The sequence below is a fragment of the Amycolatopsis granulosa genome (assembly GCF_011758745.1).
GTDB classification, from domain to species: Bacteria; Actinomycetota; Actinomycetes; order Mycobacteriales; family Pseudonocardiaceae; genus Amycolatopsis_E; species Amycolatopsis_E granulosa.
The window spans coordinates 1,781,718-1,796,125 of the sequence record NZ_JAANOV010000001.1; the positions used below are offsets into that span (position 1 = coordinate 1,781,718).

Sequence of the window (14,408 nt, forward strand, 5' to 3'; positions counted from 1 at the left end):
GGACAAGCGCCCGGACCCGTGTCACCGGATCGGGTGATACTTCGTCTGGGAAGCTGGACGGGTGCGTGGAATCGTGGCGCTGCTGCTGGCGCTCGGGCTCGTGGCGTGCGGCGCCCCGCCCGGGCCGCCGCCCCCGCCCGTGCCCTCGCCCCAGCTCCCGGCGACCACGACCACCACGCCGCCGCCGGCCCCCGGCACCACCACTTCCACCGCTCCCCCGTCCTGGCAGGTGGGCGCCACGCCGCTGCCCCGGAGGCCGGACGGCTTCGGCGAGATCCGCCCGACCCCGGCCGCGCTGCGCGACCGCCGCCTGCCGACCGAGGACTTCCTCCCGCCGCCCGCCGACGGCCGCTACGCCGCCACGATCCGCCCGGTCCCGCCGGACGTGCTGGCCCGCAGCACCTGGCAGTCCGCGTGCCCGGTTCCCGCGTCCGGGCTGCGGTACCTGACGATGTCCTTCTGGGGCTTCGACGGCCGGGCGCACACCGGTGAGATGCTGGTCAACGCCTCGGTGGCGGAACCCGTGACGCGGGTGTTCGGGCAGCTGTTCCAGGCGCGGTTCGCCATCGAGGAGATGCGGGTCACCTCCCCGGCCGAGCTGGACGCGCCCCCGACCGGGGACGGCAACAACACCAGCGCCTTCGTGTGCCGCCCGGTCCGGGGCCAGACGAACTGGTCCGCGCACGCCTACGGCCTGGCCATCGACCTGGACCCGTTCTGCAACCCCTACACCAAGGGTGATCTGGTGCTGCCGGAACTGTCCTCGGCCTACCTGGACCGGTCGTGGGTACGGCCGGGCATGGTCGAAGCGGGCGACGCGACCGTGCGGGCCTTCGCCGCGATCGGGTGGAGCTGGGGCGGGGCCTGGCGGGAGCCGACGGACCGGATGCACTTCACGGCCACCGGCGGGTAGCAACGGGAACAGATTCCGGGTCCGAACCGGTTGTACCCGATCGGACCGCTTTGGGAGGTTGGACACGTGCCGCATTACGACCTGGTGATCATCGGGACCGGCTCGGGGAACTCGATCCTCGATTCCCGGTTCGCCGGCTGGCGGACGGCGATCGTCGAGAAGGGCGTGTTCGGGGGCACGTGCCTGAACGTCGGGTGCATCCCGACCAAGATGTTCGTGCACACCGCGGACCTGGCCGCGACGCCGGCGGTGTCGAGCCGCTTCGGTGTGGACGAAACGCTGGACAAGGTGCGCTGGACCGACGTCCGCGACCGGATCTTCGGCCGCATCGACCCGATCGCCGCGGGCGGGCGCGAGTACCGGCGCAACCACGAGGACAACGCCAACGTCACCGTGTACGAGGGTCAGGGGCGGTTCACCGGCCGCAAGGAGCTGACCGTGTCGTTCGCGGACGGGCGGCCGGACGAGGTGGTGACCGCGGACCGGTTCGTGCTCGCCGCGGGCGGGCGGGCGGTGGTGCCGGACCTGCCCGGGCTGGAGGACGTCCGCTACCACACCTCCGACACGGTGATGCGGCTCGACACCCTGCCCGCGCGGATGGTCATCCTCGGCAGCGGGTTCGTCGCCGCCGAGTTCGCGCACGTGTTCCGCTCGTTCGGCGTCGAGGTGACGGTGATCGCCCGGTCCGGCGCCTTGCTGCGCAGCGAGGACTCCGACATCAGCAAGCGCTTCACCGAGCTGGCCGCGCAGCGGTACGACGTCCGGCTGGACCGCAAGACGGTGCGGGTCCGCCCCTCCGGCACCGGGGTGGCGCTGGACCTGGAGGGCCCGGACGGCGCGGAAACCGTGACGGCGGACGAACTGCTGATCGCGATCGGGCGCCGGCCGAACACCGACCTGCTGGACGTGGCCGCGACCGGGGTCACCACGACCGAGGACGGGCACGTGGTGGTCGACGACCACCAGCAGACGGTCGTGGAGGGGATCTACGCGCTCGGTGACATCTCCTCGCCCTACGAGCTCAAGCACGTCGCCAACCACGAGGCGCGGGTGGTGCAGCACAACCTGCTGCACCCGGACGAGCCGATGACCGCCGACCACCGGTTCGTGCCGCACGCGGTGTTCACCTCGCCGCAGATCGCGTCGGTCGGCCTGACCGAGCAGCAGGCGCAAGCACGGGGCGTGCGGTACGTGACGTCCACTCAGGACTACGCGGGGATCGCCTACGGGTGGGCGATGGAGGATCTGAGCGGGTTCGCGAAGCTGCTCGCCGACCCGGACACCGGGCAGCTGATCGGCGCGCACATCATCGGCCCGCAGGCGCCGACGGTGATCCAGCCGCTGATCCAGGCGATGAGCTTCGGCCTCGACGCCAGGTCCATGGCACGCGGCCAGTACTGGATCCACCCGGCGATGCCCGAGCTGATCGAGAACGCGCTGCTGAACCTGCCGCTCTAGTCAGGCAGGCGGGGCCGCCGGTGCTCAGACGTAGCGCGGGCGGCCCGCGAAGAAGCCGAACACCATCTGGAGCGCCACGACGGCCAGCAGCATCGCGAACGACACGGTCCACCCGTGCGTCACGTCGTGCAGGAGGCCGAACAGGAACGGTCCCACGGCGGCCAGCAGGTAGCCGATCCCCTGCGCCATCGCGGACAGCTTGGCCGTCTCGGCACCCGTGCGGGCTCGCAGCGCGATCGTGGTCAGCGCCAGCGAGAACACCGCCATGCCGATCCCGAGGAAGATCGACCACACCAGCGGTGCGGCGGCCGGAGCGATCATCAGGCCGGCCACGCCCACGACGCCGAACACCCCGAGCAGCACGATCCACCCGCTCTGGCTGCCCCGCCTGGCGGCCAGCGGCGGCACGACCAGGCTGATCGGCAGGCCGAGGAGCGACACCAGGCCCAGCATCAGCCCGGCGTCCCCGCGGCTGACCCCGGCATCCATCAGCACCTGCGGCAGCCAGCCCATCACGATGTAGGCCAGGCACGACTGCATGCCGAAGAAGATCGTCACGATCCACGCGAGCGGGCTGCGGAACAGCGAACGGGCGTTCGCGGTGTGCTCGCCGGACGCCGGTCCGCCCGGGCGGGTGCGCGCGGCCGCCAGCCACAGCACGAGCGCCGCGGCCGCGAGTGCCGCCCAGCTGCCGAGCCCGGGCCGCCAGCCGCCGAACGCGCTGTCCATCGGCGGGGTCAGCGCCGAGCCGAGTGCCCCGCCGGCCTGCAGCGCACCGGTGTAGAGGCCGGTCATCAGGCCGATCCGGGTGGCGAAGGACTCCTTCACCACGACCGGGATCAGCACGTTCGCCAGCGCGATCCCGGCGGTGCCGATCAGCGTGCCGCCCAGGACGACCAGCGGCCCGTCGAGCACCCGCAGCACCAGGCCGCCCGCCAGCAACGTGAGCGCGAGCGCCACTGCCGCCGCGATACCCAGGCGCCGCGCGACCACGGGCGCGGTCAGCCCGGCGAACGCGAAGCACAGTCCGGGCACCGTCGTCAGCGCACCTGCCCACGTCGAGGAAGCGCCCAGCGTGTCGCGCATCTCGTCGAGCACCGAGCCGACACTGGTCACCGCGGGGCGCAGGTTCAGCGCCGCCAGCAGGACGGCCACCGCCAGCAGGCCGGTGCCGATGAGCACCCGGTGCGCGGCGACGGGCTTGTGCTCCTGCACCGAGGCTTCATCGTGGACCGTCATGGCGCTAGTATGACAAACATAGGATGATCGGGTGAAGGGACTACCCAGTGCCACTCGCCACTACCCGCCGGACCGGCCTGGTAGACCAGGTGATCGGGCAGCTCAGGGATGCCATCGCGCAGGGCGAATGGCCGGTCGGGCAGCGGATCCCCACCGAACCGGCGCTCGCCGAAAGCCTCGGGGTCGGCCGCAACACGGTGCGCGAAGCCGTCCGCGCGCTCGCGCACAGCGGGCTGCTGGAGGTGCGTCAGGGCGACGGCACCTACGTGCGGGCGACGAGTGAGGTGTCCGGCGCGATCCGCCGGTTGTGCGGCTCGGAGCTGCGGGAGGTGCTGGGCGTGCGGCGGGCGCTGGAGGTCGAGGCCGCGCGGCTCGCCGCGACCGTCCGCACCGACGACGAGCTGGCGATCATCGGCGGGCTGCTCGACCAGCGCGACGAGGCCTACCACGCGGAGGACATCGAAACCTACGTGCGCGCCGACACCGAGTTCCACCTCGCGGTGGTGCGCGCCGGCCACAACCAGCTGCTCACCGAGCTGTACCGCGGAATCCTGGAGGCGGTCACGGCGAGCGTCGCGGCCACCACCAGGCCACATCTGCCGGAGACCGAGGCGATCGGCCATCGCGGCCTGCTGGCGGCCATCGCGGCCGGCGACGCCGATCGCGCGATGGCCGAGGCCGCCGGCTTCCTGGACGAGCTGATCAGGGAAGCGTGAGGATCTCCGCGCCGTCCGCGGTCACCACAAGGGTGTGCTCGAACTGGGCGGTCCAGCTCTTGTCCTTCGTCGTGACCGTCCAGTCGTCGTCCCAGATGTCGTAGTCGATCGCGCCGAGGGTGATCATCGGCTCGATCGTGAACGTCATGCCCTCCTCGATGACCGTGCTCACCGACGGGTCCTCGTAGTGCAGCACGGTGGGCGCGGTGTGGAACGCCGGGCCGACGCCGTGGCCGGTGAAGTCGCGCACCACGCCGTAGCCGAACCGCTTCGCGTAGGACTCGATCACGCGTCCGATCACGTTGAGCTGACGGCCCGGGCGCACGGCCTTGATCGCCCGCATCGTCGCCTCGTGGGTGCGCTCGACCAGGAGGCGCACCTCCTCGGACACGTCGCCGGCGCAGAACGTCGCGTTCGTGTCGCCGTGCACGCCACCGATGTAGGCGGTGACGTCGATGTTGCAGATGTCCCCGTCCTCGATCACGGTCGAGTCCGGGATGCCGTGGCAGATGACCTCGTTCAGCGACGTGCAGCAGGACTTCGGGAAGCCGCGGTAGCCCAGGGTCGACGGGTAGGCGTGGTGATCGAGCAGGAACTCGTGCACCACCTTGTCGACGTCGTCGGTGGTGTTGCCCGGCTTGACGGCCTTGCCGCCCTCCTCCAGCGCCTGGGCGGCGATCCTGCTCGCCACGCGCATCGCCTCGATGACCTCGGGCGTGCGCACGCCGTTGCCGGTGTCCCGCTTCGGCGCCGGCTTGTCCACGTACTCGGGACGCGGAATGCTGGCGGGCACGGGGCGGCGCGGCGTCTGGACGCCGGGGGTCAACGGAGCACGCTGGAACATGGCTCCACCCTACGACCAACGCGCCGGAGGCAGCCGTGAGCCCGGTCAGAACAGGACGGTCGCGTACCGGCCGACCTGGCTGAACCCGATCCGCCGGTACGCGGCCAGCGCGGGGCTGTTGAAGCTGTTCACGTAGAGGCTCGCGGTGCGGCCGAGGCCGTTCACGAGGCGGCTCACCACGGCCGCCGTGCCCGCGGCGCCGAGTCCGTGGCCGCGCCGGTCCGGGCGCACCCACACGCCCTGGATCTGGCCGACGCTGCGGGACAACGCGCCGATCTCGGCCTTGAACACCACCTCGCCGTTCTCGAACCGGGCGAACGCGCGCCCGCTCGCGATCAGCTCGGCGACGCGGGCGCGGTAGCTCACCCCGCCGTCGCCGTCGCGCGGGTCGACGCCGACCTCCTCGATGAACATGGCGATCGCCGCCGGCAGGTACCGTTCGAGCTCGTTCGGCCGCACCGGCCGCACCATCGGATCGGGTTCCACCACGGGCTGGGTGTCCATCGCCATCAGCGGCTGGTCCTCGCGGACCTCACGAGCCGGGCCCCACTCCGCCGCCAGCTCGTCCCACAGCCCGAGCACCTGCTCGGCCGGGCCGACCAGCGACGAACACAGGCGCTGCTTGCGCAGCGCGCGGTCGGCGAAGGACCGCAGGGCCGCGGCGTTCCCGCGCAGGGGAATCAGGTTGGGACCGGAGAAGCACAACCCGGGCAGGCGGCCGCCGCGCGTGCCGCGGTAGTCGGCGGCCCACAGCTCACCGCCGAGCCGCCACGGGTCCAGGCCCGCCACCTCGACGCGGGCGCTGACCATGCAGCTGGCCACCGGGTCCGCCGCGAGCACAGCGCGCACGACGGCCTGATCCCGTTCACTGAGCAGCCGTGCACCGGCGAGCCGCAACACATCCACCAGATTGCCAGACGGAGTGGTGGAACGGGAAATCGTGGCGATCACGGTGCGCAGCGGCAGGTGCCGAAGGTCCACAGCTCGCCCTCCGGGTCCCGGGCGGTGAGCGTGTGCGAGCCGTAGCCGGTGTCGTGCGGGGGCGCGACGATCTTCGCGCCCGCGCTCCTCGGTGAGGAACGTCAGCGCCACGCGGGTGTCGTCGTACCGGAACGCGGGCCGGACGGTGGGTGGTTTTCGGTCATGCTCCCGAGTCCGCGTCCACCGTGGCGCCGGCGCCTTGGAGGAACGGGAGCTCCTCGGCGATCCAGGTGCGGGGCGAGCAGCCGGCGAGAGCGCGCCACTCGTTGGACAGGTGGGCCTGGTCGTAGAACCCGCACTCGGCGGCGAGCGTGGCGAGGTCGGCGGGTCCGCGCCGGAGTCTCGCCGCGGCGCGGTCGAAGCGGAGCACGCGGGCCGCCTGTTTGGGCGGCAGGCCCAGCTCGCGGCGGAAGCGTTCGGTGAAGTGGCGGCGGCTCCAGCCGATCTCCGCGGCGAGGTCCTCGACGCGGATCAGGCCGCCGGCCGCGGCCAGGCGGCGCCAGGCCCAGGTGATCCCCGTGGCCGGTCCGGCCGGTCCGCGGTCCGCCCGGGCCCGGCGGAACACGTCGTCGAGAACCCGGAAGCGGTGCTCCCAGTCCGGTGCCGCCGCGAGTCGTTCGGGCAGGTGTGCCGGCCCCAGCCCGGCGAGGTCGACGACCTGGTTGCCGAGCTCGGCGGCCGGAACCCCGAACAGGGCGGGCACGGCGAGCGGATCGATCTCGACCTGCACGCCGGACTGGAACCCCTGCTGCGCGATCAGCGCGGGCGCGGTGTGCAGGCCCCCGAGCGCGGCGCTGACCCGGATGGGCCGCTGCCCGGGCAGGGGCAGTCCGGTGAAGTGCAACGGCTCGGTGAGGCTGACGACGAGCGTGACGTGCCGCGAGGGCAACCCGCGGTGCGTCGGGAGTGTCCCGCCGGCCTGGGTGTAACCGATGTAGCGGGTGATCAGCGGCCGCAACTCGGGATGCGGCCGGCGGACGGCCCACTCCGCGCCGGTCATGGCCTCAGAACCCGGCGGTCTCCACGCGGATTCCGAACGGCTCACCGATCTCGGCGGGCTGCCCGAACGGGACCCGCACGGTGCGGCTGTAGACACCCTGGACCGGCTCGGTGAACAGCGAGACGGCCGGACCGTCCTCGTCGAAGGCGTCGATCAACAGGTACTGCGGGATGCCACCGTGGGCGTAGGCCCACTTCTTTTTCTTCCGGTCGTGGTCGCCGTTGCTGGGTGAGGTGATCTCGACGGCCAGAAGCACGTGCTCGGCCAGGACGGGATCGGAGTCGTCCGGGACGGCATCCCGCGGAACGACGCAGAGGTCCGGCACGTAGATGCTTCCAGTCGCGTGGATACCGACACCCAGCGTCTGGAAGATCCCACACCCCGCAGGGCGAACCCGGCGTAGTGCATCGTCCACCAGATCCGCGATCAGGTTGTGCTTTCCCCCAGGTGGCGGCGTCATCTGAATCCCCTCGGCAGTGAGCTCCGGGCGCCAGCCCTCCGGCACCCGGAGTTCCCGCCAGGTGTCCAGCAGCCGTTCCCAGGCCATCGCCGAACCCGCGAAAGCGGTGCTCATCGACCCACCCCGTTCCTGCCGTCCACGCGCGCGTCCCCCAAGGATAGCGGCCGGAGGGCCCGGACTGTGCCCTCTGCGACGGAGGCTAGCTGACCGTCACGACCGGCTGACCGCTTCCTTCCGCGTCACCCGACTCCTCGGCGATGCGCATCGCCTCTTCGATCAGCGTCTCGACGATCTGGTGCTCCGGCACGGTCTTGATGACCTGGCCCTTGACGAAGATCTGGCCCTTGCCGTTGCCGCTCGCGACGCCCAGGTCGGCCTCGCGCGCCTCACCGGGGCCGTTCACCACGCAGCCCATCACCGCGACGCGCAGCGGGACCTCCATGCCCTCCAGGCCCGCGGTCACCTCGTCGGCCAGCTTGTAGACGTCCACCTGCGCCCGGCCGCACGACGGGCACGACACGATCTCCAGCTTCCGCGGCCGCAGGTTCAGCGACTGCAGGATCTGGATGCCGACCTTGACCTCCTCGACCGGCGGCGCGGACAGCGAGACGCGGATCGTGTCGCCGATGCCCTGCCGCAGCAGCGCGCCGAACGCCACCGCCGACTTGATCGTGCCCTGGAACGCCGGGCCGGCCTCGGTGACACCGAGGTGCAGCGGGTAGTCGCACTGCTCGGCGAGGATCTCGTAGGCCCGGATCATCACCACCGGGTCGTTGTGCTTGACGGAGATCTTGATGTCGTGGAAGTCGTGCTCGGCGAACAGCGACGCCTCCCACAGCGCCGACTCGGCCAGCGCCTCCGGCGTCGCCTTGCCGTACTTCTTCATCAGCCGCGGGTCGAGCGATCCGGCGTTGACCCCGATCCGGATCGGCGTGCCGTGGTCCTTCGCCGCCTGGGCGATCTCCTTGACCTTGTCGTCGAACTTCTTGATGTTGCCCGGGTTGACCCGCACCGCGGCGCAACCGGCCTCGATCGCGGCGAACACGTACTTCGGCTGGAAGTGGATGTCGGCGATCACCGGGATCTGCGACTTCTTCGCGATCGCCGGCAACGCCTCCGCGTCGTCCGCGGACGGGCAGGCCACCCGCACGATGTCGCATCCGGCGGCGGTGAGCTGCGCGATCTGCTGCAGCGTCGCGTTCACGTCCGCGGTGAGCGTCGTGGTCATGGACTGGACCGAGATGGGGTGATCACTGCCGACGCCGACGGAGCCCACCATGAGCTGGCGCGTCTGGCGGCGCTCGGCGAGCACGGGAGGCGGGAGGGCGGGCATACCAAGCTCGACGCTCATCGAATCCTCTGCGGCGGGAGACGGGCTGCGGACGATGTCCAGCTTACTCACAGGCCGCCCCCGGCCCGGCGCCGACCGGCTGGGACGGACGGTTGCGCACCGGGGCCTGACCTGGGCAAACGGGGCGCTACTGCAACCGGATGGGATTGACGATGTCCGCGGTGACGGTGAGCAGGGTTACCGCACCGCCGATCAGCACCAGGACCACGGTGACCGCGGACAGCTTCGAGTAGTCGACGGGACCACCGGCGGCCTTGCCGCGCAGCTTGCGGACCCAGTCACGCACGCGTTCGTACCAGACGATCGCGATGTGCCCGCCGTCCAGCGGCAGCAGCGGCAGCAGGTTGAACACGCCGACGAAGAAGTTCAGGCTCGCCAGCAGCAGCAGGAACAGCGACCACAGCCCGGCCTCGACCGCCTCGCCACCGATGCGGCTCGCCCCGACCACGCTGACCGGCGTGTTCGGGTCGCGCTCACCGCCGAAGATCGCGGACACCACGGCCGGGATGCGCTGGGGGAACTCGATCAGCCGCTGCCAGGTCTGCACGAACATGTCACCGGTGAACGTGGCGGCACCACCGAGGGCAGTGACCGCGTTGTAGTGCAGCGTGCTGGGGAAGGTGACGCCGATCGAGCCGACGGAGACGACCTTCCCCGGCCCGTTCGGGTTGGCCGCGTCCGGAACCGGGCGGTCGACCCGCACCACGTCGACCGTCAGCGGCACGATCTGCCCGTCCCGCTCGACCTCGAAGCGGGCCGGGCCGGACAGCTGCTGGATCAGCGCGGTGACCTCGGCGTAGTTCTTGGTGGGCGTGCCGTTGACGGACACGATCTCGTCGCCCGGCTGGATACCGCCGGTCTTGGCGGGGGCCGCGTCGCCCGGCCGGCACACCGGGTGGGCGAACTCCTGGTCGGTGGTCGCGCTGCGCACGCACTCGGAGACCGTGGCGATCTGCGGCTTGCCCACGACGGCGTTGGGCAGGCCCATCGTCGCGGCCATCAGGTACAGCACGACGAAGCCCAGGATGAAGTGGGTGACCGACCCGGCCGACATCACCACCGTGCGCTTCCACGTCTTGAACCGCCACATCGCGCGCGGCGCCTCGTCGGGCGTCACCTCGTCCAGGGCGGTCATGCCCGCGATGTCGCAGAACCCGCCGAGCGGGATCCACTTCAGGCCGTACTCCGTCTCGCCCCGCCGGAAGGAGAACACCTTCGGGCCGAACCCGACGAAGTAGCGGCGGACCTTCATGCCGAACGCCTTGGCGGTCACCATGTGCCCCGCCTCGTGCAGCGCGACGGACAGGCAGATGCCCAGCGCGAACAGCACGACCCCGAAAATGTAGGCGAGCACTCCGCTACTTCCCTCCGGTCAGGATCTCCGCGGCCCGGGCTCGCGCCCACTCCTCGGCCGCCAGTACCTCCGCGACGTCGCTCGGCGCACGACGCCACTCGTCGGCGGCCTCCACCACCTGGGTAACAGTGTCCACAATCGCCGTGAAGCCGGCGTTCTGCGCCAGGAAGGCGGCCACCACCTGCTCGTTCGCCGCGTTGTACACCGCGGGCAGGCAGCCGCCCACGGTGCCGGCGTGCCGGGCCAGCTCCACCGCCGGGAACGCCTCGTTGTCCAGCGGTTCGAAGGTCCACTGCGCGGCGTGGTCCCATCGGCAGGCCGGGGCGGCGCCGGGCACCCGGTCCGGCCAGTTCAGCGCCAGCGCGATGGGCAGGCGCATGTCCGGTGGACTGGCCTGGGCCAGCGTCGAGCCGTCGGTGAAGGTGATCATCGAGTGCACGACCGACTGCGGGTGCACGACCACGTCGATCCGGTCGCACGGCACGCCGAAGAGCAGGCTGGCCTCGATCAGCTCCAGGCCCTTGTTGACCAGCGTGGCCGAGTTGATGGTGACGAGAGGTCCCATCGACCAGGTGGGGTGCGCCAGCGCGTCCGCCACCGTGACGTCGATCAGGTCGGCGCGCTTGCGGCCGCGGAAGGGGCCGCCCGAGGCGGTGAGCACGAACCGGTCGACCTCCTCGGCGCGGCCGCCGCGCAGCGCCTGCGCCATCGCGGAGTGCTCGGAGTCGACCGGGACCAGCTGGCCGGGCTGGGCCTTCTCGAGCACCAGCGGCCCGCCGGCGATGAGCGACTCCTTGTTCGCCAGGGCCAGGGTCGCACCGGTCTCCAGTGCCTTGAGCGTCGGTTCCAGGCCCTGTGAACCGGGCATGCCGTTGAGGACGACGTCGACCCGCACCGCGCCGATCAGCTCTCCGACGGCGTCGCGGCCGGCGAAGATGCGCGGCAGCTTGAACTCGCCCCGCGAGTAGCCGCGCTTCTGCGCCTCGGCGTACAGCGCGAGCTGCAGGTCCTCGACCACCGTGGGCTTTGTCACTGCCACGGCGTCGACCCGGTGCGCCAGCGCCTGCGCCGCGAGCAGCGCAGGGTCGGACCCGCCCGCGGCGATACCCGCGATGCGGAAGAGGTGCTGGTTGCGGGCGGCAACGTCCAGAGCCTGGGTGCCGATCGAGCCGGTCGAGCCGAGCACGAGCACGGTGCGGGGTGCGTTCATCGGGGCCATTGTCGCGAACGCGTCCGAGCGGGTCATCGGCGCGTGGTGGGTCGGGGTGTGGAATCATCCAGTTGGACGTTCGTGCAGGGCCTGGAGGAGTGATCGTGGCGAGCAAGGCGGTCGAGAAGCGGCAGCAGGCCGCTCCGGCGAAGGTGGACCCGCGGGACGAGCCGTCGGCCGAGTGGGGCTGGCACGGCGGGTTCCCGAAGGGCGGACGCATCGCGGGCTGGCTCTCCGTCGTCGTGCTGCTGGCGATGATCTACAACAACCACGAGAACAACACCGAGAACGTGTGGCTGGTCGGCATCGCGATCGCCATCGTGATCGGACTGCTGCTGGACCTCCGGAAGAGGCGCACGGCCTGGCGCCGCTGAGCCGTCATCGAGATCGCCGAGGCGCCCCGGTCCACCCGGGGCGCTTTTTTCGTGCCCGTTGTGGCGAGCTGTCCACTGCGCCCGGTTGGCCGGTTTATCGCGTCACCCAGATGGGTAGTACCGGACCCACGATGGATCACGCTGGGGAGGTTCGGATGTATCGAGTTCGCCCGTCCAGGCCGATGGCGGTGTTCGGCGCGGTCTTCGGGGTCGCGATGATCATTTTCGTCCTGGTGAGGTTCGACCTGAGCGAGCCCTTCACCTGGTTGTGGGGTGCCGGCGCGCTCGCCATCGTCGTGTTCAACCTGTGGGCCGCCTTCTCCCCCCGGGGCGCCACCTACAAGATCGGCGAGGACCACGACACCCGCGACGAAGCCCGCAGCCGCTAACGCCCGGGCCGTGTCCGCCGTGTCTGCGGTGTCTGCGCTGTCTGGCTCGTCAGCCTTCGGCGGCGAGCTGGCCGCAGGCGGCGGCGATCTCCTGCCCGCGCGTGTCCCGCACGGTACAGGCCACGCCGCCCTCGTTGACGCGTCGCACGAACTCGCGTTCCACCGGCTTCGGCGAAGCGTCCCACTCCGAGCCCGGCGTCGGGTTCAGCGGGATCAGGTTGACGTGCACCAGCCGGCCCAGGTGCCGGCGCAACCGCTTCGCGAGCAGGTCGGCGCGCCACGGCTGGTCGTTGACGTCGCGGATGAGCGCGTACTCGATCGACACGCGACGGCCCGTGGTGTCGGCGTAGTACCGTGCCGCCTCCAGGACCTCGTCGACCGGCCAGCGGTTGTTCACCGGCACCAGGGTGTCGCGCAGCTCGTCGTCCGGGGTGTGCAGCGACACCGCGAGCCGGACCTGCATCTTCTCGTCGGCGAGCCGGCGGATCGCCGGCGCCAGGCCGACCGTCGACACGGTCACCGAGCGTTGTGAGATGCCCAGGCCGTTCGGGGCCGGATCGGTGATGCGGCGGACCGCCGCGATCACCCGCTTGTAGTTCGCGAGCGGCTCGCCCATGCCCATGAACACGATGTTCGACAGCCGTCCCGGGCCGCCGGGCATCAGCCCGTCCCGCATGACCGCGGCGGCCGAGCGGACCTGGTCGACGATCTCGGCCGTGGACAGGTTGCGGGTCAGCCCGGCCTGACCGGTCGCGCAGAACGGGCACGCCATGCCGCAGCCGGCCTGGCTGGAGATGCACAGCGTGGCCCGGTCCGGGTAGCGCATCAGGACGCTTTCGAGCAGCGTGCCGTCGTGCGCGCGCCACAGCATCTTGCGGGTGGCGCCGTCGTCGCAGGCCACTGCGCGCACCTCGGTGAGCAGCGGTGGCATCAGCTCGGACACCAGCCGCTCGCGCGCGGCGGCGGGAATGTCGGTCATCGCGGCCGGGTCGGCGGTCAGCCGGGCGAAGTAGTGGTTCGACAGCTGCTTGGCGCGGAAGGGCTTCTCACCGAGGTCGCTGACGGCCGCCGCGCGTTCGGCGGCGGTCAGGTCGGCGAGGTGGCGAGGCGGCATCCCACGCCGGGGAGCCTCGAAGAGCAGCGGCAATGTCGACACAACCACACATTCTCCCACGCCGACCCACGGCCCGGCCCCGCGCCCCGGCCGGGCACCGCCCTACCGCGGCCGGGCGGCCCGCAACGAGTACAGCAGCGGAACCCGGGGGCGCCCGGCCGGGAGCCGGTAGGCGACACCGTGCCGTTCCAGGACGGCGAACCGCTGCCAGAGCGTGAAGTCGTGCTCGTGCAGGAAGTCCAGGCGCAGGCCGGCGTCGAGCAGCGCCGTGACCACCTCGCCCAGCCCGTGGGCGAACTCCACCGACCGGGCGTGCTGGACACGCGCCTCGCGGTCGGCGTAGGTGCTGTCGTTGTCGTCCCAGACCTGTGGCCCCTCGGCGAAGTAGTCGTAGGTGACCGTGCGGCCTTCGTCCTCGTCGAGGACGTCGGCGAAGGGGTGGAACTCCGCCAGGTAGAGGAACCCGCCCGGGCGCAGCAGTTCGGCGACCGTGCGGGCCCAGCGGCCCACATCGGGCAGCCAGCACAGCGAACCCAGTCCCGTGTAGACGATGTCGTAGGTCTCACCCAGCACGGACACCGCGTCGTACACGTCGGCCGTGACGAACCGGGCCGGCAGTCCGGCCTCCTCGGCGACCGCTTGGGCGGCGTCGATCGCCTTGCCGGAGAAGTCCAGACCGGTCACGCGGGCGCCGCGACGAGCCCAGGACAGGGTGTCCAGCCCGAAGTGGCACTGGAGGTGCACGAGGCTGCGGCCGTCGACCTCGCCGACCTCGGCCGTCTCGAACTCCCGCAGCGTCTGGCCGCCGGCCCGGAAGCCCGCCAGATCGTAGAAGTCGCTGTCCAGGTGGACCGGGACCCGATCGTCCCAGAGCGCCCGGTTGGTCATGAGGTAGTCCGCGTCCGTCACGCCACCCACGGTAACGATCAAGGTGGGAGGTGGCGAACCGGTTTCGTACGCTTGCAGTCCGACAGGTTCCGATATATCGTGAACATGTCGGAACAG

The 14,408-nt window shown here is 71.3% G+C and carries 15 protein-coding genes; 5 read left to right on the forward strand and 10 right to left on the reverse strand.

Annotation, left to right across the window (positions count from 1 at the left end; translation table 11 throughout):
* Positions 1-73: 73 nt before the first annotated feature.
* Both FHX45_RS08555 and FHX45_RS08560 read left to right on the forward strand, forming a co-directional pair.
* Entirely contained in the window at positions 74-913 is an 840-nt protein-coding gene (locus FHX45_RS08555; RefSeq protein ID WP_341771646.1) for a M15 family metallopeptidase, read from the forward strand.
* 66 nt (positions 914-979) lie between these two features.
* Complete coding sequence (locus tag FHX45_RS08560; protein WP_167098417.1) at positions 980-2,371, forward strand: mycothione reductase; 1,392 nt, start codon at positions 980-982, stop codon at positions 2,369-2,371.
* A 24-nt stretch (positions 2,372-2,395) separates the two neighbouring features.
* On the opposite strand, the gene FHX45_RS08565 is transcribed toward FHX45_RS08560, so the two are convergent.
* Positions 2,396-3,610 carry a CynX/NimT family MFS transporter gene (locus FHX45_RS08565; RefSeq protein WP_167098420.1) on the reverse strand — a complete coding sequence of 405 codons (1,215 nt, stop codon included), beginning with the start codon at positions 3,608-3,610 and terminating at the stop codon, positions 2,396-2,398.
* Between the two features lie 47 nt (positions 3,611-3,657).
* Here FHX45_RS08565 and FHX45_RS08570 point away from each other — a divergent pair, with 47 nt between their 5' ends.
* Positions 3,658-4,326, forward strand: coding sequence for an FCD domain-containing protein (locus tag FHX45_RS08570; protein WP_167098423.1), 669 nt, complete (start codon positions 3,658-3,660; stop codon positions 4,324-4,326).
* Here the strand turns inward: FHX45_RS08570 and map are convergent.
* The 7 genes from map to dxr form a co-directional block, all read right to left on the reverse strand.
* Positions 4,313-5,170 (reverse strand): type I methionyl aminopeptidase, encoded by an 858-nt coding sequence (map, locus tag FHX45_RS08575; protein WP_167098426.1) that lies wholly within the window; start codon positions 5,168-5,170, stop codon positions 4,313-4,315. The genes FHX45_RS08570 and map overlap by 14 nt on opposite strands.
* 45 nt (positions 5,171-5,215) lie before the next feature.
* The gene (locus FHX45_RS08580; RefSeq protein ID WP_167098428.1) at positions 5,216-6,070 is read right to left on the reverse strand and encodes a GNAT family N-acetyltransferase; all 855 of its coding nucleotides are present in this window, start codon (positions 6,068-6,070) and stop codon (positions 5,216-5,218) included.
* Between the two features lie 241 nt (positions 6,071-6,311).
* Entirely contained in the window at positions 6,312-7,151 is an 840-nt protein-coding gene (locus FHX45_RS08585) for a helix-turn-helix domain-containing protein (RefSeq protein ID WP_167098431.1), read from the reverse strand.
* A gap of 4 nt (positions 7,152-7,155) precedes the next feature.
* Positions 7,156-7,725: a Uma2 family endonuclease gene (locus tag FHX45_RS08590; RefSeq protein WP_167098434.1), complete on the reverse strand. Its 570-nt coding sequence runs from the start codon at positions 7,723-7,725 to the stop codon at positions 7,156-7,158.
* A gap of 85 nt (positions 7,726-7,810) precedes the next feature.
* The gene (ispG, locus tag FHX45_RS08595) at positions 7,811-8,962 is read right to left on the reverse strand and encodes a flavodoxin-dependent (E)-4-hydroxy-3-methylbut-2-enyl-diphosphate synthase (RefSeq protein WP_167098437.1); all 1,152 of its coding nucleotides are present in this window, start codon (positions 8,960-8,962) and stop codon (positions 7,811-7,813) included.
* Between the two features lie 127 nt (positions 8,963-9,089).
* Positions 9,090-10,316, reverse strand: a complete 1,227-nt coding sequence (locus tag FHX45_RS08600) for a site-2 protease family protein (protein ID WP_167098440.1) — start codon at positions 10,314-10,316, stop codon at positions 9,090-9,092.
* Between the two features lie 4 nt (positions 10,317-10,320).
* On the reverse strand, positions 10,321-11,526 hold the full coding sequence (gene dxr, locus FHX45_RS08605; RefSeq protein WP_243868961.1) for a 1-deoxy-D-xylulose-5-phosphate reductoisomerase: 1,206 nt from the start codon (positions 11,524-11,526) through the stop codon (positions 10,321-10,323).
* A 104-nt stretch (positions 11,527-11,630) separates the two neighbouring features.
* On the opposite strand from dxr, the gene FHX45_RS08610 reads away from it, so the two are divergent.
* On the forward strand, positions 11,631-11,900 hold the full coding sequence (locus tag FHX45_RS08610) for a DUF2631 domain-containing protein (RefSeq protein WP_167098447.1): 270 nt from the start codon (positions 11,631-11,633) through the stop codon (positions 11,898-11,900).
* A 155-nt stretch (positions 11,901-12,055) separates the two neighbouring features.
* Positions 12,056-12,289, forward strand: coding sequence for a hypothetical protein (locus tag FHX45_RS08615; protein ID WP_167098450.1), 234 nt, complete (start codon positions 12,056-12,058; stop codon positions 12,287-12,289).
* A 49-nt stretch (positions 12,290-12,338) separates the two neighbouring features.
* Here the strand turns inward: FHX45_RS08615 and rlmN are convergent, their stop codons facing one another.
* Both rlmN and FHX45_RS08625 read right to left on the reverse strand, forming a co-directional pair.
* Positions 12,339-13,445 (reverse strand): dual-specificity RNA methyltransferase RlmN, encoded by a 1,107-nt coding sequence (gene rlmN / locus FHX45_RS08620; RefSeq protein WP_167098453.1) that lies wholly within the window; start codon positions 13,443-13,445, stop codon positions 12,339-12,341.
* Between the two features lie 60 nt (positions 13,446-13,505).
* Positions 13,506-14,312: a class I SAM-dependent methyltransferase gene (locus FHX45_RS08625; protein WP_341771397.1), complete on the reverse strand. Its 807-nt coding sequence runs from the start codon at positions 14,310-14,312 to the stop codon at positions 13,506-13,508.
* Positions 14,313-14,408: the final 96 nt, after the last annotated feature.